This is a genomic window from Rhodococcus sp. OAS809 (assembly GCF_040546695.1).
GTDB classification, from domain to species: domain Bacteria; phylum Actinomycetota; class Actinomycetes; order Mycobacteriales; family Mycobacteriaceae; genus Rhodococcus_F; species Rhodococcus_F qingshengii.
Map to the genome: position 1 here is coordinate 3,809,723 of NZ_JBEPOI010000002.1, position 17,984 is coordinate 3,827,706.

Here is a 17,984-nt window from a genome sequence, read left to right on the forward strand (position 1 = left end):
ACTATTTCTACACGCAAACGATCCCCGCTTGGGGTAGCCGCGCTGTTACTGGTGGTGCAATTGTTACTGACATCGGGCGCTTGTGCAGCACCTGAATACACAAGTGCCGTCCCGGTTCTCCTTCGAGGAGTCCGGAACGGCACTGGTGAAGTGACTAGGTCACGGGATCGCGCACGATCACCAAGCGTTCATGGTGTCGAGGATCTGGCCGCGAGCCTTCCACAGCTCTGCCGACCAGTACGGCCACGAGTGCGTGCCGTTGGACGGGAAGCTGTAGGTGGCCGGGATACCCAGCGAGTTCATGCGGATCTGGAATGCACGAGTGTTGACCAGGGCGAGAGCCTCGAGGCCCATGCCGTTAGCCGTGTTGTAGTAGTCGATCGGTGCGCGCGGGTGGTCGTATTCACCGGGCAGGCCGCTTGCCGACGAGATGTACATCGACAGGCCCTGCAGACGCGGTGCGAAGACGAACGGGTCGTTGCGCAGCCAGGACGGGCTCCACGGCGGTCCCCACATGGAGTCGACGTTGAAGCGACCGGCATCGAGCATTGCGACGCGGATTGCCTCGCGCATGCCCGGAGCCGAGATGTTCAGGTAGCCCGACAGCGAGCCGGCGAACTTGAACTGGTCACGGTGGTAAGCAGCCAGCGTCAGAGCAGCGCTGCCACCCATCGAGAGGCCGAGGACCGCGTTGTTGGTGGGCGAGACGCCGTAGTTCGCGAGGAAGTTGGGGAGTTCTTCGGTGAGGAAGGTTTCCCACTTGTACGTGATCTGCTGGCCGTTGAAGTTCGACGGTGCATACCAGTCGCTGTAGAAGCTGGACTCGCCGCCGACGGGCATCACGAGGGTGATGTTGTCGTTGCGGTACTGGTCCATCGCATTGGTCTCGAAGCTCCACGCGTTGGCGTCGTTACGCGCACGCAGGCCGTCGAGGAGGTAAAGGGCAGCGTTTCCGCCGCGAGCGGCCCACTGGACCTGGACCTTGATGTTGCCCATCGAGGAGGGCACCCACAGCTCGTCGTATCCGCCGGAGGGGGCGGTGTGGCTGGGAGCAGTGTGCGCAGGCGCAGCAGAGGCGACAGCACTACCGGCAACTCCTGCAGCAAGGGGGAGCACAAGTGCTGCGGCACCGATGGCCAACGCTCGGTGCTTGAGGCGCTGGGTCAGCCTCTTTCTGGCAAAACGCATGGATACTGCTCTCTCTCTTCGTCTGCGGAACCCACTCGGTGGAGTGGTTCCGGCGGATTCCGTCGGGGAACAGGCTTTTCTGCCAGCCCGAACGAGTTCGGGTCGGCAGCGGACCTCTTCCAAGTCACACTGCGCTCGCTGGACTTTATGTCACAGGTTCAGCTGTGACAAATAGGTGGACCGTTACGTCCCAATCCGCGAGCAACACCGTCATCACCCCTCGGGGGTGATTCAGGTTAGGTGAATCGTCTTCGAGTACATCGTGGCCAATCAATTCGGTGTTACTGAATCGAAATATTCAAACCCTCAACAGTCGGTGATGCTGATCACATCACCTGGGTGACTCCGGTGGAACGAGACCGCAGCGTTCCAATTCGTAGGCCGGAACCCGGTCGAATCGGTACTTCGCGAAGTCGAATGCCTGCTGGAAGTTCTGTTTGAATCTGGCCCAGGTCAGCTCGGAGCGGTACGACGTGAGTAGCTCCTGAGTTTCCGGGCAGGTGATGGCCAGCTTTGCGTCCGCAACCCAGTCTTCGTCGAGGAAGAACGGCAGCCACGGTCGAACGTCGATCATTCCCGTGTCCGCGACCACCCAGTCCGGATAGAGATTCTTGTCGTGCCCGATCCGGCCGTCCTCGAGTCGCTCGGTGTGAGCTGCCAGGGGGTACGCCAGCCCCATCTGATCGAGCACCCGAACGTCGAGGCCGACGTTCATGCTCGTCATTCCGAGGTTGAGGAAGAAGACGACGTGCTCGGCCGGCTCTTCGATCGGTCCGGGTGGTGGGACGACGAACCAGGAGTCGTAGCTCGCGGACGGCAGCAGCAGCCCACCCTCCGGAGTCCGCGCGATGGTCTCGACCATGGCACGCATTCGCGGATAGTCGAGGTAGTCCTCGGCCAGGATCGGATGCTTGTGACCGGTGTTGAGTGCGTAGAACGCTCGCTCGTCGACGATTCCCGAGCGACCCACCACGGATCCTTCGGGCATACCCGTCGTGTTCGCGGCGAAGAAGGCCCAGATGATCGTGCCGATCCACAGCACCGCCGAGACTCCGAAGATCGCGGTGTCGCGATTACTTCCGAACGCTGCCCGCGCCGGCACCCGCAACGGAATGACCGCCACCGGGATGAGCAGGCAGAACAGCACCGGCAACAGGACGCGGCCGTGCATGAAGTCGCCGCCGACGCGCAGAGAGTAGATCCCGAGGATCAGCCCACTGCCGAGAATGAAGGTGACAATCGCCCGCGGCGTGCGCAGAAACTGCTGAAAGCGCTGCCACAGCGGGCGTGCGGGTTGATCTGCGGTGGCGGTAGGTGTGTCCGCTCGGCTTCGCCACACGAGCAGCAGCGCACCGATGAGCAGGAACAGCAACGGCAACCAGAGCAGGTACGGCCCGACCAGGTTCCACAGGTAAGCAAAACCCTGCGCCCACTTCGCGCCACCGGCGTCCTTCGAAACCGCGGTGTTCGGGTACGGCAAGGCGTAGTAGCCCATTCGCCAGATCTGATAGCCCACCGGGACAAGTCCGGCGACGACGACGATCAGTGTGCGAATCTTCCAGGTCAGGCCTGCGGAGAGAACGATCATCATCAACGCGGCAGCACCGGGAATCGCCATCTCGGGTCGAACCAGTGGTCCGAGTCCGGCCACGAACGAGAGAGTCAGGATCGACGCCGTGGACGGCGTCGACGCCTGCGCCCACCGAACGAGCAGTACCCACAGGAGCGCGATCCAGAAGATCACCAAGCATGTCTCGAGCCCGGAAGTGGCGAAATCTCGCGCAGGCGGAACCGCGATGTAGACGAGAACACCTGCCGGTACCAGCAGGATCGTTCCGCCCGCCGACGGCCGAACGCCGCGGTACAGACGACCGGTGCCGAGCATCGCCAACACGACGGCAGCAGTCGAGAGTACGAGCGCGATCGTCAGAACAACGTATTCGAGACGGATCTGCGTGAGCCAACTGAACGCGTAGACGATGTACGTCCACGCGGTACTCGTGTTCGCCTCGACACGCTCACCCGCGTTGAAGACCGGGCCGTTCCCCGCGAGCAGGTTGCGGACGGTTCGCAAGACGATGAGTCCGTCGTCGGCGATCCAGCGACGCTCCCACGCACCCCAGAACATGAGGGCAGCAGCAAGCACCACCCCGCCGAGAAAAACTCCTCGACTGAGGGTGGTGCGATTCGCCGCAGTGTCGACGTGCGGGTCGGCCTCGGTGCGTGGCTCAGACGAGGTAGACAGCGACACCCACTACTCCGATCCACGCAATCGCGAGGAGTTGCAGCACCCGGTCACCGAGCGCGATCTCCTCAGGCTCTCCGGCTTCGCCGCCGTCGACGTCCACCGCGTATCGCAGCACCGCGATGGTGAACGGCACCATCGAGATGGCGTACCAGTTGGTGCCCTTGATGGCATCCTGTTGGAACGCCCACAGTCCGTAGCAGAGGACCAGCGTCGTCGCTGCCATCGTCCACACGAAACGCAGGTACGTCATCGTGTAGCTCTCGAGGGACTTACGGATCTTGGCGCCGGTCTTCTCGGCCAACTGCAGTTCGGCGTAGCGCTTGCCTGCCGCCATGAAGAGTGAGCCGAACGCCATCATCAGCAGGAACCACTGCGAGAGATCGATCTCGGCGGCAACGCCACCGGCGATCGCTCGAAGCAGGAAGCCGGACGAGACGATGCAGATGTCGATGACGGCCTGATGCTTGAGACCGAAGCAGTAGGCGAGCTGGATGACGATGTACACGCCCATGACCACGGCGAGTTGCCAGTTGGCCAGGAAGGACAGCCCGATCGCACCGGCAAGCAGCACGACTGCCATGCCGTAGGCGATGTTGACGGGTAGAACGCCGGCCGCGATGGGACGGAATCGCTTCGTGGGGTGAGCACGGTCGGCTTCGACATCCATCGCGTCGTTGACGAGATAGATGCCTGATGCCGCCATACAGAACACGACGAACGCCAGCGCGACGGGCAACAGCACGTCGGCTTCGGTGGCGGTTCCGGCCGCGATGGGCGCTGCCAGCACAAGGACGTTCTTGACCCACTGACGTGGGCGAAGCGCCTTGACGATGCCGGCGGGCAGGGACTTCGGGGGTCCGCTGACCGTAGCCGGTTCCTCGCTCATTTATCTCCACATTTCTGTTCGGCTCTGGCTTCTTCGACCCGGCGAACTACCGCCGCGGATGCGGCTCCCAGTGCCGCTCCGGCGAGTACGTCGGTCGGGTAGTGAACTCCCAGGACCAGACGCGAGAGCATCATCGGGGGCACCAGCAACGCCGGTAAGGGTAGCCCGGTGAGCCGACCGATCAGCACAGCCGCCGCCGTCGTCGACGTCGCGTGTGATGACGGGAAGCTGAGCTTGCTCGGTGTCGAGACGTTGACCTGCACCGAAGGATCGGAAGGTCGCTTGCGCCTGACCACTCGTTTGATAACCACGGAGGCGGCGTGTGCACCGAATGCTCCGACGGCTGCTCCGGCCCATTCCCGTCGACGCGGCTTGTCCACAGCAGCACCGACGGCAGCGATCGCGATCCACCCGAGGGAGTGCTCACCGAAGTGAGACATACCGCGGGCGACCTTGACGGCTCCCGGCAGCTGCCCGACGGTCGACTGAATCCCGGCCAGAATCTGTACTTCAGGAGATGCCGAAGACACGTTCCCACCTTTCCGTGCTGGTCAGTGAAGGAACGGCGTCCTGGTACTGCTTCTTGAGCTCGGGGAAACGGGCGGCGAGTTCGCGGCGCAACCGTGTTGCTTCCTTGAGCAGTTCGAGCGCGAGTTTCGGGTTTCGCTTGCGGTAGACGACGCCGCGACCGTCGGCCGTGGTGACGGTGACGCCGTCGACCTGCGAGAGCAGGAACCAACGGGCGTCGATGGTCGGAACATTGAGCTGAGGGCGCTCGAGGTGTTCCGGCTTGGCCGGCTTCACGTTGTGCACTCCGGCCCTGAGGACCCGGGTGATCTTCGCGACGGTCGACAGCGGCAGGCTCACGTCTCCGACATCCGCACCGGAGGGCAGCGGCAACGCAGTCGACGACGGCAGTACGACGGCGTCGGAGAATTCCTTGCGCTGGGCGTGGACCTCACCGAGTGCCGTCGGCAGCATGTTCGCGACGTGCTCGGGTCCGGCGAGGAAGTCCGCGATGGCCTTGTTCTGGATCGCGACGGTGGAGTACTCGAGGCACAGCAGGTGCTTGAGCGTTGCCTTCACCGTGTTGACCACGAGGCCACGGCCGTTGCCCGGCATGTGGAGCGCGGCCACCACCAGACGGTTACGGAGGTGGAAGTACGCCTGCCAGTCGATGGCGTCGTCCTTGTCGCTCCACGCCATGTGCCAGATCGCGGCACCGGGCAGCGTGACGGTCGGGTATCCGGCTTTCTTTGCGCGCAAACCGTATTCGCAGTCGTCCCACTTGATGAAGAGCGGTAGTGGCTGCTTGATTTCTTCGGCGACCTGGCGCGGGATCATGCACATCCACCAGCCGTTGAAGTCGACGTCGATGCGGCGGTGCAGGAGTTTCGATTCGCGCAGCGGCTTCTTCGAGAAATCGTGGTCGTATTCGACGTTCGGTGCCGCGGTCCACATGAAGATGCCGCGGTCGACCACTTCACCCATCACGTGGAGGTGGCTTCGTTCCTGCAGGTTGAGCATCTGCCCACCCACCAGCATCGGCGACTTCGCGAAACGCGAGAACGAAAGCGCACGCAGAATCGAGTCCGGTTCGATCTCGATGTCGTCGTCCATGAACAGGATGTGCTGGCACTGCGTCGTCTTGAGTGCCTCGTACATGATTCGGCTGTATCCGCCCGAGCCGCCGAGGTTGCCCTGATCGTGAATGGCGAGCCGATCACCGAGCGCTGCAGCAGCTTCGGCGAATCCGGGTTCGTCACGCACCTTGCGGGTGCCCTGATCCGGCATGATGACGGCCTTGATCACGTCCGACACCAGCGGATCCGAAGCCAGTGCAGCAAGCGCCTTGACCGCGTCGGTCGGACGGTTGAACGTCGGAATACCAACGGCGACAGTCGCTTCGCCGGGAGCCTCGACGGGCGCGTACCAGCCGCCGCTCTCGACGACCACTGCCGTATCGGTGGTGATGTCGAACCAGATCCAGCCACCGTCCTCGAACGGCGCCAGTTCCACCTCGAACTCGACCGCGGCATCGCCGTCGGCAAATTCCTTGCCTTCCACGTGAATTCGCGAGGAATCCGCCTTGGAACGGTAGATGTCGACGCGGCCGTGGCCGGACAGCTCGAGACGAAGGACCACCGATTTCAGGATGGACCATCGACGCCAGTAGCTGGCAGGGAACGCGTTGAAGTACGTGGCGAACGAGACCTCGGTCTCGGCGCCGAGCGCTACCGACGTGCGCGAGGTCGAGTGCGCCCGCCGACTGTTGGACCAGGACTCTTCCAAGTACAACGTGCGGACGTCGAGCGGCTCACCGGCGCGGGGCAGGATGATCCGCTGAAGCAGGGACTTGCCGAGGTAGGTCACCTCGTCGCCGCTGACGGCATCTTCGCCTTCGAGTAGATGACGTGCGTTCATTCGCTCTCCCCTGCCAATTCCGCACCCGTTTCGAGATGCGGGCGCAGGGTGTTCTCGAACATCGTCAGCGCGCTGGCGATCGCCATGTGCATGTCCAGGTACTGGTAGGTGCCGAGACGCCCACCGAAGAGGACCTTGTTCTCCGCGGTCTCCTTCTTGGCGCGTGAGCGGTACGCGGAGAGCTTCTCGCGATCCTCTGGAGTGTTGATCGGGTAGTACGGCTCGTCCTTCGCCTCCGCGGCACGTGAGAACTCACGCATGATGACGGTCTTGTCGGTCGGGTACTCGCGCTCCGGATGGAAGTGACGGAACTCGTGGATACGGGTGAACGGCACGTCGGCGTCGTTGTAGTTCATGACCGGGGTGCCCTGGAAGTCTCCGGTGGGCAGAACCTCGGTCTCGAAATCGAGGGTGCGCCATCCCAGTGCACCTTCGGAGTAGTCGAAGTAGCGGTCGAGCGGGCCCGTGTAGATGACAGGGGCGTCGGGGCTGGCGGTGCGCAGTTCGTCGCGGACGTCGAAGTAATCGGTGTCGAGGCGGACCTCGATCTTCGGATCCTTCGCCATGTTCTCGAGCCACGCCGTGTAGCCGTCGACGGGCAGGCCCTCGTACGTGTCGTTGAAGTAGCGGTTGTCGAAGTTGTAGCGGACCGGCAGGCGGCTGATGTTCGCGGCGGGCAACTCGGTGGGGTCGGTCTGCCACTGCTTAGCTGTGTAGTCACGCACGAACGCTTCGTAGAGCGGGCGCCCGATCAGGGAGATCGCCTTCTCTTCGAGGTTGGAGGCGTCCTTCGAATCGATCTCGCTGGACTGTTCGGCGATGAGGGCGCGTGCTTCTTCGGGAGTGAAGTACCGACCGAAGAACTGCGACACGAGACCGAGTCCCATCGGGAACTGATACGCCTGCCCCTTGTGCAGCGCGAAGACGCGGTGCTGGTAGTTCGTGAACTCAGTGAACTGGGTGACGTAGTCCCAGACCTTCTTGTTGGAGGTGTGGAACAGGTGGGCACCGTACTTGTGGACCTCGATGCCGGTCTCCGGCTCTGCCTCCGAGTATGCGTTTCCCCCCAGGTGGTGACGGCGATCCAACACCAGCACGCGCTTACCCAGTTGGGTAGCGGCACGCTCGGCGATGGTCAGCCCGAAGAATCCCGAACCGACGACGATCAGGTCGTACTGGGCACGGGCGGTCTCTGAATTTGCAGCGGTCACGATGAACCAGGGTATCGGACCTGTTCGGAAGCCGAGGGTTGGATGCGTCACCAGGGACTATGGCCCCCGTTTCCTGATTTCAGCATCACTGGCGGCTGCCACTCAGAAATTGCTTGGCAAAACCAACGATTGTCTTGCCAATCATTGGTCACACTGCTTATATTTTGGGAACAGCAACCATCAAGTGCATTCGAGGGAGATCATCGTGATCCAGGAACTGTCGTATATCGGAGTCGCGTCACCCAGGGCTCAGGACTGGAGAAAGTACGGAACCGGACTTCTGGGCGCGAAACTGTCACCAGACGGGCCGGATGGCGCAATCCGGCTCGCAGTAGACGACGTCAACTATCGAATTGCCGTCCACCCCGGCAAGGTAGACGAATTCCTGTACGCCGGTTGGGCAATGGCCAATGAATCCGATCTTCACTCGTTTGCCGCGCACCTCGACCGGAGCGGCATCATGCTGCACGACGGCAATCCCGACCTGCTCGCCGAGCGGCAAGTCGCCGAACTCGTGTGGTTCACCGACCCATGGGGAACTCGACACGAGATTTCGTGGGGAAAGGCATCGACGCCACTGTCGTTCACACCGGGTCGTGTCATGCGCGGCGGATTCGTGACCGGAGATCAAGGCCTGGGCCACATCGTTTTACAGGTACCGAATATCGAGGAAGCCAACAAGTTTTACGTGGATGTGCTGGGTTTCCGACTATCGGACCGGATCACCAACGACCAATTCACCGTGCGCTTCTATCACGTCAACGGGCGTCATCATTCACTTGCGCTGGCCGAATATCCCGGCCACGTCGGCTTCAACCACCTCATGCTCGAAGTCGAATGCATGGACGATCTCGGACGCCTGATCGATCTTCTCGACAGCCACGACACCGAGGTCATGCAAACGCTGGGGCGCCACACCAATGACCTGATGACGTCGATCTACATCGGCAGCCCGTCCGGTCTGCAGATCGAGTACGGGTTCGGTGGTCTCACCGTCGACGATCTGAGTTGGGTGGCAAGAACTTACAACCAACCGAGTTACTGGGGCCACAAGCGTCCAGCCGAGACGAGCAAAAGAGTACCCGGAATCATCAGGCCTCTGACGGCCGCGCCGTCGGCCCCGTGAGCTTGGCGGATACGACCGTCAATGTCTCACGTTCCTGATCGGTCAACGACTCGAAGACCTCTTGCTCGACGGCGTCGAGGGCCGCATCGCCCTCGATCAACTTCGCTACTCCGGAGTCCGTGATCGATACGACCTGCCTACGCCGATCAGATTGATCGCGTTCGCGCACAACGTATCCCGATTCCTGCAGACTGTCGAGATAGGCAACGATGTCACCGGGGTCGACCACCACTCGGGAAGCAAGCTCCTTTTGATGGCATGGGCCGAGTTCATCGAGTGTGCTGAGAATGGCGTGATGATTGGGCAGCAGTCCGACGCGAGACAAAGCCTCCGCGTACGACTGCCTCACGCGGAGTGCGGCTTTGACCAAGCCGTATCCGATCCGACTCGAAAGCGGCCTGCCGGAGAGCGATGGCGTCGATTCGGTCGCAGGCATTGGCCCATTCTATGCAGGCCTCGCAACATATATCGAAGGTGCCATCGGGCGATCGTCCTCGTTCAACCGAACCGTGATCGGTTCGTCGACCGGAAAGTGCGCGGGAAGTAGAAGCAGTCCCTCCGACGCGCAGCGTTCGAGAAGTTCGCGGCGGGTGACCCTGGCGATCTCGGGATCCGCGTCGCCGCCCTGACTGAGGTCCGGGTACAGAAACTGGATCGGATGGTGGACCACATCGCCGGCGATGACGGCGCCGCCGTCGGCAGTGCGGATCTCGATCACGATATGGCCCGGCGTGTGGCCGGGCGCGCTGCGAACGACGACGCGTGTGCCTTCGGACTCGACCAGGACGTGACCGTCGTCGACCGCCTCCCACTTCGCCCCGTCCAGAACGGGACGGACGCTGTCCTCGAAGGTCTGCGCCAGATCCGAGACCACTCCTTCGTGTGGACCGTCGGCGGCGAGTTGTTGGAGCGCGGCCAGTTCGGTGCGATCGAAAATGTAGGTCGCGCGGGGGAAGGTAGGCCGCCAGGTTTCGGCGTCGAGGGCGGTGTTCCAGCCACAGTGGTCGGGGTGCAGATGTGTGCTGACCACCAGATCGACGTCGTCGACGGACACACCGGTGGCTGCGAAGCGTGAGAGGTAGTCGGTGCCGAACATGTGATGCGGCAAGAGGTTCGGCCGGTGCTTGCTGTTGCCGTTGCCGGTGTCGACCACGATGGCCTTGCCGCCGATTTCCACCAGGTAGGTGTGGATGGCAAGTAGAAGGTCACCGCTACCCGCGTCGAAGAACTCCGGTGTCAGCCGCGCCGACGCTTCCTCTATCTCCGCCTCACTCGCCTGGGGAAAGAGCTCTCGCGGCGGAAACGGCCAGTGCGCCAGCTCTGTCAGTTGGGTGACGCGTGCCGACCCGACGTCGATGGTGAAGCTCATCAGTGTTTGCCTTCCGAACAGCTCGATACCGCTTGTGGGCACACACAAAGGCACCCACCGAAATGCTCGGTGGGTGCCTGGTCGGTGTCAATGGTTTTCGACGCCGGTGATCAAAGACTCTTCGCGATGATGCCCTTCATCACTTCGTTGGCGCCGGCGTAGATCTTCTGGACGCGGGAGTCCTCGTACATGCGCGCGATCGGGTATTCACGCATGTAGCCGTATCCGCCGTAGAGCTGCACGCACCGGTCGACGACGGCGCATTGCTGCTCGGTGAGCCAGTACTTGACCATCGCGGCGTCTGCGCCGTCCAGCTCGCCGTTGAGGTGATCCTCGATGCAGTTGTCGAGGAAGACACGGCAGGTGCGTGCGATCGTCTGGCACTCGGCCAGCTCGAAGGCGGTGTTCTGGAACTCGAAGAGGCTGTGCCCGAACGCTTGACGCGCCTTGGTGTATGCAACGGTCTCCTCGACTGCACGCTCGATGGTGCCGATGGCCTGCGCGCCGATGATGAGGCGTTCCTGCACCAGCTGCGCCATCAACTGACCGAAGCCGAGCCCCTCGGACTCACCGAGGAGGTTCGAGACGGGAACGCGAACGTCGGTGAAGGACAGCTCCGACGTATCGGCGCCGTGCTGACCGACCTTGTCGAGCACGCGGCCGACCGCAAAGCCTTCGCAGTCACGAAGATCCACGATCAGGAGCGAGACACCCTTGGCGCCCGCCTTGGGGTCGGTCTTGACGGCAAGCACGATCATGTCTGCGCTGCCACCATTGGTGATGAAGGTCTTCGACCCGTTCACGACGTAGTGGTCACCGTCACGGATCGCGGACGTGGTGATTGCCTTGAGGTCGGAACCTGTTCCTGGCTCGGTCATTCCGATGGCGCCGAGGATTTCGCCCGTCGCCATACCTGGCAGCCAGGCCTTCTTCTGCTCTTCGCTTCCGTACTCGAGCACGTAGTGGGCGACGATGCCACTGTGCACGGAGTTACCGAGCGCATAGTCACCGCAGTAGCCCTGCGCCTCGAAGACAGCGAGATCGTGCGCGAAAGTTCCACCGCCCCCGCCGTATTCCTCGGGAATCGAGCAGCACAGCAGGCCGAGCTTGCCGGCTTCGAGCCACACGGACCGGTCGACGCGATGCTGAGCGTCCCACTGCTCACGCTTGGCGATCAGTTCACGATCGAAGAAACCACGGGCCAGTTCGGCTACTGCGGTGATCTCGTCGTCGTGCCACGACGGCTTGCGCTTGGTCGCCATGATCAGACCCGCTTCAGCAGGGCAGCGAGTGCCTGACCGCCGCCGATGCACATGGTGACGATGCCGAATTCGAGGTCGCGGCGAACCATGTCGCGCGCGGCACGCAGGGTCAGGATGGCTCCGGTGGCGCCGACCGGGTGTCCGAGGGCGATCGCTCCGCCGTACGGGTTGGTCTTCTCCGGATCCAGGCCACTGTCACGGATGACGGCGATGGCCTGCGAAGCGAACGCCTCGTTGACCTCGGCGGTGCCGATGTCGGACGGCTTCAATCCTGTTTGTGCAAAGAGCTTTTCGAGAGCGAGCACGGGAGCGTAGCCCATCAGACCGGGCTCCATGGCTGCCGTCGTGACGGTTTCGAGCGTGACCAGTCCGGTGAGACCGCGCTTGGCTGCCTCGGTGCCCGTCGCGAGGACGAGTGCGCCGGCGCCGTCGTTGATCCCCGACGCGTTACCGGCGGTGACGGATCCGCCCTCTTCGAATGCGGGGCGCAGCTTGGCGAGGGTTTCGACGGTGGTTCCGGGCTTGGGATGCTCGTCCTCGGTGACGGTGACGGAGCGCCGACCACCGGTCTCGACGGGAGTGATTTCCTCGGCGAATGCCGCCTTCGCTGCGTCGGTAGCGGCGCGGCGCTGAGATTCGACGGCGAACTCGTCCTGCTGCTCGCGACTGACGCCGTACTTACGGGCGACGGCTTCGGCAGTGCGGCCCATGTGAGCCTTGCTGAACGGGTCGGTGAGCATCGCGACGGTGCCGTCGACGAGGCTGCGATCGCCGAGCTTGTAGCCCGAGCGGGCGGCGAAGTCGTAGAAGGGCATGCGAGACATGCTCTCGTCACCGCCGGCGAGCGTGATGGCAGCTGCGCCCCATCGCATCTGCATCGCCGCAGACCACACAGCCTGCAGACCGCTGCCACAGAGGCGGTTGACGGTGTAGGCGGGGACGTTCTCGGGCAGTCCGGCGGCGATGCCGACGCGGCGTGCGTTGTAGGCGTCCGGGCCGACCTGGCCGATGCAGCCCATGACGACCTCGTCGATGTCTTCGGGCGCAACGCCGGCGCGGCTCAGCGCGGCCTTGGCTGCTGCGGCGCCCAGCTCGTGTGCGGGTACGTCCTTGAAGACGCCGCCGAAGCTACCGACGGGGGTCCTGGCCCCGTCGACGATGACGATCGGTTCGGGTGTGGTCATGATTGTCCCCATCTGCTGTGCTCACGTCGATTTCTCTGTCCGTGGCCGATACTAGGACATCGAAGTATCTCGCAGATGGGGACGTTGGTGTCAGGGTGTGGGAGCGCTCTCGGCGACGGGCACGACCTCGGCGTCGGCGTCGGTGTCTTTGTGGTTCCGGTAGCGGTAGAGCCCGATACCCACGAGGATCGCTGCAAGTCCCAGGGACACGATCATCTGGCTGCGCGTCGAGTCCAGGGTGAGCATTCCGATGCAGAGCGCGATGATGGCGGCGATCGTGGCGTAGGTCAGGTACGGGAAGAACCACATCTTGAGTTCCAGCTCCTGGCCCGAAGCTTCGAGCTTGCGGCGGGTGCGCAGCTGGGACACCGAGATGACCAGCCAGACGAACAGCGCGATCGCACCGGAGGAGTTGACCAGGAACAGGAAGACCTTGTCCGGGGAGAGGTAGTTCATGCCGACGGTGAGGAAGCCGACGATCGTCGAGACCAGGACAGCGCGCATCGGGACGCCGGTCTTCTCGATACGTGAGAGCGACTTGGGGGCGTCGCCGCGGCCGGCGAGGGAGAAGATCATGCGGCTCGCGGTGTAGAGACCCGAGTTGAGGCAGGACAGAACCGACGTGAGGACGACGACGTCCATGATGTTGCCCGCGGCCGGAATGCCGTAGGAGTCCATGACGGCGACGTACGGGCTGAGTGCAACCGACGCGCTGTCCCAGGGAAGCAGAGTGACGACCACCGCGATCGAGCCGATGTAGAAGATGAGAATTCGCCAGACGACGGATTTGACGGCTGCGCGAACAGCTTCGAGCGGGTTGGCCGATTCACCGGCGGCGATCGTGGCGATTTCGGCCCCGAAGAACGAGAACACGACCACAAGGACTGCGGCGAGCATCGCTCCTGTTCCGTTCGGCAGGAAGCCGCCGTGACCGGTCAGGTTTGTCATTCCGGGTGCTTCGACGCCGGGCATCCATCCGCAGATCGCCACGATGCCCATGCCGAGGAACGCGATGATGGCGACGACCTTGATGGAGGCGAACCAGAACTCGAACTCGCCGAACGACTTGACCGAGATGATGTTGGTCAGCGTCAGCACGATCATCAGAATCAATGCCCAGGTCCACTGGGGAACCCCCGGAACCCAGCGATTCATGATGAGGGCACCGGCGGTGGCCTCGATGCCGAGCACGATGATCCAGAACCAGGCGTACAGCCAGCCGATCGAGAAGCCCGCCCAGCGGCCGATGGCCTTGTCGGCGTACGAGGAGAACGAGCCGGTTTCCGGCGACGCTGCCGACATCTCACCGAGCATGCGCATCACGAGGATGACGACGACGCCGGCAAGCGCGTAGGAAATCAGGACACCGGGTCCCGTCTCCTGGATCGCCACACCGGAGCCGACGAACAGTCCGGCGCCGATGACGCCTGCGATCGCAATCATCGACAGATGCCGCTTCTTCAGCGTGTGCTGAAGTGCCGGCTGGTCTGTACTGGACATCAGTACTCCTTGTGGGCTGTTCGGGACATGGATCTCGGTGGCGCTCTATCCGGAGCGCATTTTCGATAGCGCCAGTGTCGGACCTTCGGCAAGCTCGCGTCAGGCTCCACTTTGTACAAACGTGACCGCAGGCACTACAAAGTGGCGAGTTCGAGGTGTCAGACTGGACTCATGCCCATCACGCTCCGCCAGCTTTGTGCGACCGAACAGTTCGGCCTTCGCGTCCTGGCTGGGCACGACCAGCTCGATCGCACCCTGACCTGGGCACATGTCTCCGAACTTCCCGACCCGACGCCCTTCCTCGACGGCGGTGAACTACTACTCATCACCGGGGTGTCACTACCGACGACGGCCGCGGAAACGACCCGATTCGTACGGACCCTGGTGGCGGCCGGAATTGCCGGAATCGGTTTCGGAACCGGCCTCGGATACGAGCAGGCGCCACAGACTCTGGTGGATGCGGCCACCCGTTTCAGTGTGCCCCTTCTCGACGTCCCATTGCGAACACCTTTCATCGCCCTGACCAAAGCGGTGTCGAAGGCGCAATCCGACGACGACATGAAAGCGCTGCGCAGCAATTACCAGAGCCTGCGGCGACTGCTTCAAGCTGCGGTGACGGTCAACGGCACCCGGGCAGTCGTACGACGGGTGGCGGAATTGATCGGCGGATGGGCGGCTCTGCTGGACTCGGCCGGACATACCGTCGAGATCTCACACACCGCCGCGGCCGCAGGAATCGAGCGAACTGCCCCCGAGCGCGACGCCCGCCCGATGGAAGTCAGTTTCCTCACGAGTGAGAACGAGGACGTCATCTCCCATCCTCTGCTGACGTCGAGGGGAAAGCTGATGGGGTACCTCGTCGCCGGCTGCCCCGGCGCCGTCGGTTCACTGAATCAGGGCATCGTCATCGCAGCCGCGTCTCTGCTCACGTTGATGACGGCTCGAACCCGAGACGCACAGCTGACGATGAACCACCTTCGTACCGTTGCGATGCATCAGCTGTTCGAGGGACAGAATGCGCTCGCCCGCAACATCTCCGGGGAACTGTGGGGAGGATTTCCGGTCGAGCCTTTCCAGGTCTTCCACGTAGCGGGCCCGAGTGGCCTGCTCGAGAGCGTGTCCGTCTCACTGCTCGATGGTCTCAGCCGCGATCTGGCGTTCGGCATCACCGACGGTGCACTGATTGCCGTCGTCTCGGCTACCGACAGCGGGCGAATCCTCGCCCGTGTCAACGAAATCGACGTCACCGTCGGCGTGTCGGACATGCTGTGGTGGGACGATCTCTCGCGCGCCAGACGCCAAGCCGCGCAAGCAGCAGCCGAGGCGGGTGCCCGCAACCTGCCTTCGATGCGGTTCGCCGAACTCTCGGAGAGCGGATTGTCCGCATTTCTCGACCAGGATCGCTCGACGGCATTCGCGGCGGCACACTTGCGCCCGCTTCTGGAAGCGAAGGGCGGTAGCGATCTCTACCGGACCTTGGCCATGTGGTTGGCACACAACGGGGTGGGCGACGCCGCAGCCACAGCGCTGAATATTCATCGGCATACGTTGCGCAGCAGACTCGCTCGGATCGAGAGCCTTCTCCAGCTCGACCTCGGCTCCCCCACGGAACGTGCGGAGTTGTGGCTCGAGTACCGCCTGCTCGGCGACGCCCCGACCATCTGACCGACAACCAACGAACCCTGAACGACCTGAAGGGCCTCCGCCGGGTTACGGCAGAGACCCTTCAGAGTCGATACGTGCGAGTCGCTACCGACCGACCTTCCCCTAGCTTCCGCCCGTCGGTATCCACTCGCGGAGCACGTTGGCATCAACTACCTGCGCGCCCAAAACCTTTGTCCAGATGATGGTTCCGTTTTCGTAGACACGGAAAGTGCCTGCTTCGGAGGGCAACTGCATCTCCGGGCCGGCAGGAGCACCGAGAGAGCCGCTTTCACCGCCGAGCTCCCGATACTTCTTCTCGATCTGCGTCTCCGTAACCGTACCCGATGGATCGTCGGATGGCGAATTGGATTCCGGCACTGTCGATTCCGAATTCGGTGCCACTACCACACCCGCACCGTCACCGATGGTGAACCAGTCGGATTTCAGGCCGAGTTTCTGACGGAACTGAATTCCGGTGGCGCCAACAGTTGCATCTGTTCCGACTACCTCGACTGCCGTCACTCGCCCGCCGTCGGTACCGAATCCGTTGCGCGAGAGAATCTTGAGCGATTGCAGCTCACCCACATCGAAGGCGTCCGCAATCTGCCCTGCGGTCAGATTCACTGTCCAGTCATGATTCGGAGAAAGGGCGTCACCGAGATCCTCGACGGCCGGGAATTCACCGCCGGAGCTGTAACCTCCTGTGGACGAGGAGAATTCGGTGGCAACGATCTTGCCGTCACGCGACAGAACGGCGCCGGCGGTGGACCGGACGGCTTCGGTGGTGCGGGGATCTTCCTTGCCCGCTCCGCCGTAGACCTGGCAGTCCTGAGTGTCGCAGGTGTCGGCGTACGAGCTGCGATGCTCGGTCGCAGCGTACGAGCGTGCTGCCACGGCTTGCGCCCGTAGCGCTTCGGCCCCACCGGAATCGGCCCATTCGGCCTTCGCTTCGACCGGCACCACGCCGAGCAGGTAGTCCTCCATGTCGAGGAGATTGACTGTCCGAGCCGAGCCGTTGTCGAGCACTACGCCGAGGGCGCCTCGATAGGGCGCGTCGTTGTTGCACAGCTTCAGGAACTGGTCGGCGGGTCGATCAGGACCGAGGTCCACCGGGTCCACCCACGGATGGTCGGTGACCGCTTCCCAGACAACCCCGCCACCACACCCGCTGGTGACCACTACCTGCGCACCGCCACCGGGCAGTGCAGTGAGATGGGCAGCCTCGCCGGGCGCGGTGCGCTGACCGTTGACCACGAGGCCGGCGTCGGAGTAGACGTCGAGCGTCGAGTTGTCCTGGGCCGTGAGCCGCACACTCATCTGGGCAGGCGGCATCGAGTCCAGGACGGTTCCCCCGTAGTAGTGACTGAGGATTCGCTCGCCGGACCAGCCGTCGTTCTTGGCGTAGCCGTAAGCGCCCCACTGGCCCATTCCACGGCCATGTCCGTTGCCGTGCCCGGAGAGCGTGAATTGCGTGTCGGCAGCGACGGCGTGCAGGATCGACGGCTCGTCAGCGCGGATTTGCGTGAAACCTCCGATCGCGACGCCGAGCGCAAGAGCCGGAACGAGACCGAGGACCGAGATCCGCATCAGCGAGGTTCGCCTCCCGGGTCCGCCCACCAGAAAGCGACCTGCGCGACCGGACACAGGCTTCTTACCTGCAGTTCCGCTTCTTCCGCTTCTCGCCATCAATGCTCTCCTCATCGCTACCGGCCTCACGAGTCCGCGAAGTCGGTACTTCGTGCGCAGGCCAGTCCACAACGATTTAACTAAAGTCTCACCCTAAGGTTGAGCGTTATGGACTTTTGTGACTAGTGTGGCAAGAGTGTTTGGAGTTAGCAACACCAGTCACACGAGTCACATCAGCATCACGAGTTGCAGACGTACGCGTCCGAAAACTGGAGTTCAACCCCAGAACATGGCATCCGACCTGCTCGGATCCGGT

At 63.0% G+C, this 17,984-nt stretch carries 14 protein-coding genes; 2 read left to right on the top strand and 12 right to left on the bottom strand.

The genetic code is table 11. The annotated features are described in order from the left end of the window. Positions 1-177: 177 nt before the first annotated feature. From ABIE52_RS20840 to glf, 6 genes are all read right to left on the bottom strand, one after another. A complete protein-coding gene (locus tag ABIE52_RS20840) occupies positions 178-1,188 on the bottom strand; it encodes an alpha/beta hydrolase (protein WP_007731818.1) in 1,011 nt (336 codons plus the stop codon). Positions 1,189-1,519: 331 nt separating this feature from the next. Then, positions 1,520-3,439 (bottom strand): arabinofuranosyltransferase AftB family protein, encoded by a 1,920-nt coding sequence (locus tag ABIE52_RS20845; RefSeq protein WP_042921227.1) that lies wholly within the window; start codon positions 3,437-3,439, stop codon positions 1,520-1,522. Continuing rightward, positions 3,417-4,322 carry a decaprenyl-phosphate phosphoribosyltransferase gene (locus ABIE52_RS20850; RefSeq protein ID WP_003943808.1) on the bottom strand — a complete coding sequence of 302 codons (906 nt, stop codon included), beginning with the start codon at positions 4,320-4,322 and terminating at the stop codon, positions 3,417-3,419. Before ABIE52_RS20850 ends, ABIE52_RS20845 begins: the two co-directional genes overlap by 23 nt. Beyond that, complete coding sequence (locus ABIE52_RS20855; protein ID WP_003943893.1) at positions 4,319-4,852, bottom strand: phosphatase PAP2 family protein; 534 nt, start codon at positions 4,850-4,852, stop codon at positions 4,319-4,321. Before ABIE52_RS20855 ends, ABIE52_RS20850 begins: the two co-directional genes overlap by 4 nt. Beyond that, complete coding sequence (locus ABIE52_RS20860) at positions 4,833-6,746, bottom strand: glycosyltransferase (RefSeq protein ID WP_007731821.1); 1,914 nt, start codon at positions 6,744-6,746, stop codon at positions 4,833-4,835. The genes ABIE52_RS20855 and ABIE52_RS20860 overlap by 20 nt, the downstream gene beginning before the upstream one ends. Continuing rightward, positions 6,743-7,957 carry a UDP-galactopyranose mutase gene (glf, locus tag ABIE52_RS20865; RefSeq protein ID WP_007731822.1) on the bottom strand — a complete coding sequence of 405 codons (1,215 nt, stop codon included), beginning with the start codon at positions 7,955-7,957 and terminating at the stop codon, positions 6,743-6,745. The genes ABIE52_RS20860 and glf overlap by 4 nt, the downstream gene beginning before the upstream one ends. A gap of 205 nt (positions 7,958-8,162) precedes the next feature. On the opposite strand from glf, the gene ABIE52_RS20870 reads away from it, so the two are divergent. Then, entirely contained in the window at positions 8,163-9,083 is a 921-nt protein-coding gene (locus ABIE52_RS20870; RefSeq protein ID WP_051649533.1) for a VOC family protein, read from the top strand. Here ABIE52_RS20870 and ABIE52_RS20875 read toward each other — a convergent pair. From ABIE52_RS20875 to ABIE52_RS20895, 5 genes are all read right to left on the bottom strand, one after another. Next, positions 9,049-9,519, bottom strand: coding sequence for a MarR family winged helix-turn-helix transcriptional regulator (locus ABIE52_RS20875; protein WP_021342452.1), 471 nt, complete (start codon positions 9,517-9,519; stop codon positions 9,049-9,051). The two genes, ABIE52_RS20870 and ABIE52_RS20875, sit on opposite strands and share 35 nt — an antisense overlap. 9 nt (positions 9,520-9,528) lie before the next feature. Then, complete coding sequence (locus tag ABIE52_RS20880; protein ID WP_192712863.1) at positions 9,529-10,452, bottom strand: MBL fold metallo-hydrolase; 924 nt, start codon at positions 10,450-10,452, stop codon at positions 9,529-9,531. A 110-nt stretch (positions 10,453-10,562) separates the two neighbouring features. Next, a complete protein-coding gene (locus ABIE52_RS20885) occupies positions 10,563-11,714 on the bottom strand; it encodes an acyl-CoA dehydrogenase family protein (RefSeq protein WP_007731824.1) in 1,152 nt (383 codons plus the stop codon). 2 nt (positions 11,715-11,716) lie between these two features. Next, on the bottom strand, positions 11,717-12,898 hold the full coding sequence (locus tag ABIE52_RS20890; RefSeq protein WP_007731825.1) for a thiolase family protein: 1,182 nt from the start codon (positions 12,896-12,898) through the stop codon (positions 11,717-11,719). Between the two features lie 90 nt (positions 12,899-12,988). After that, positions 12,989-14,398 (bottom strand): amino acid permease, encoded by a 1,410-nt coding sequence (locus ABIE52_RS20895; protein WP_064442963.1) that lies wholly within the window; start codon positions 14,396-14,398, stop codon positions 12,989-12,991. A 171-nt stretch (positions 14,399-14,569) separates the two neighbouring features. Here ABIE52_RS20895 and ABIE52_RS20900 point away from each other — a divergent pair, with 171 nt between their 5' ends. Beyond that, the gene (locus ABIE52_RS20900) at positions 14,570-16,063 is read left to right on the top strand and encodes a PucR family transcriptional regulator (RefSeq protein ID WP_003943944.1); all 1,494 of its coding nucleotides are present in this window, start codon (positions 14,570-14,572) and stop codon (positions 16,061-16,063) included. A gap of 102 nt (positions 16,064-16,165) precedes the next feature. Here ABIE52_RS20900 and ABIE52_RS20905 read toward each other — a convergent pair whose 3' ends face one another. Further along, a complete protein-coding gene (locus ABIE52_RS20905) occupies positions 16,166-17,728 on the bottom strand; it encodes a SpoIID/LytB domain-containing protein (RefSeq protein ID WP_047272751.1) in 1,563 nt (520 codons plus the stop codon). Between the last annotated feature and the right edge of the window lie 256 nt (positions 17,729-17,984).

What these genes read in the sequence shown, in the direction of transcription:
- ABIE52_RS20840 (WP_007731818.1), bottom strand. Translation starts at nt 1,188, where the DNA reads ATGCGTTTTGCCAGAAAGAGGCTGACCCAGCGCCTCAAGCACCGAGCG.
- ABIE52_RS20850 (WP_003943808.1), bottom strand. Translation starts at nt 4,322, where the DNA reads ATGAGCGAGGAACCGGCTACGGTCAGCGGACCCCCGAAGTCCCTGCCC.
- ABIE52_RS20860 (WP_007731821.1), bottom strand. Translation starts at nt 6,746, where the DNA reads ATGAACGCACGTCATCTACTCGAAGGCGAAGATGCCGTCAGCGGCGAC.
- ABIE52_RS20875 (WP_021342452.1), bottom strand. Translation starts at nt 9,519, where the DNA reads ATGCCTGCGACCGAATCGACGCCATCGCTCTCCGGCAGGCCGCTTTCG.
- ABIE52_RS20880 (WP_192712863.1), bottom strand. Translation starts at nt 10,452, where the DNA reads ATGAGCTTCACCATCGACGTCGGGTCGGCACGCGTCACCCAACTGACA.
- ABIE52_RS20885 (WP_007731824.1), bottom strand. Translation starts at nt 11,714, where the DNA reads ATGGCGACCAAGCGCAAGCCGTCGTGGCACGACGACGAGATCACCGCA.
- ABIE52_RS20890 (WP_007731825.1), bottom strand. Translation starts at nt 12,898, where the DNA reads ATGACCACACCCGAACCGATCGTCATCGTCGACGGGGCCAGGACCCCC.
- ABIE52_RS20895 (WP_064442963.1), bottom strand. Translation starts at nt 14,398, where the DNA reads ATGTCCAGTACAGACCAGCCGGCACTTCAGCACACGCTGAAGAAGCGG.
- ABIE52_RS20900 (WP_003943944.1), top strand. Translation starts at nt 14,570, where the DNA reads ATGCCCATCACGCTCCGCCAGCTTTGTGCGACCGAACAGTTCGGCCTT.
- ABIE52_RS20905 (WP_047272751.1), bottom strand. Translation starts at nt 17,728, where the DNA reads ATGGCGAGAAGCGGAAGAAGCGGAACTGCAGGTAAGAAGCCTGTGTCC.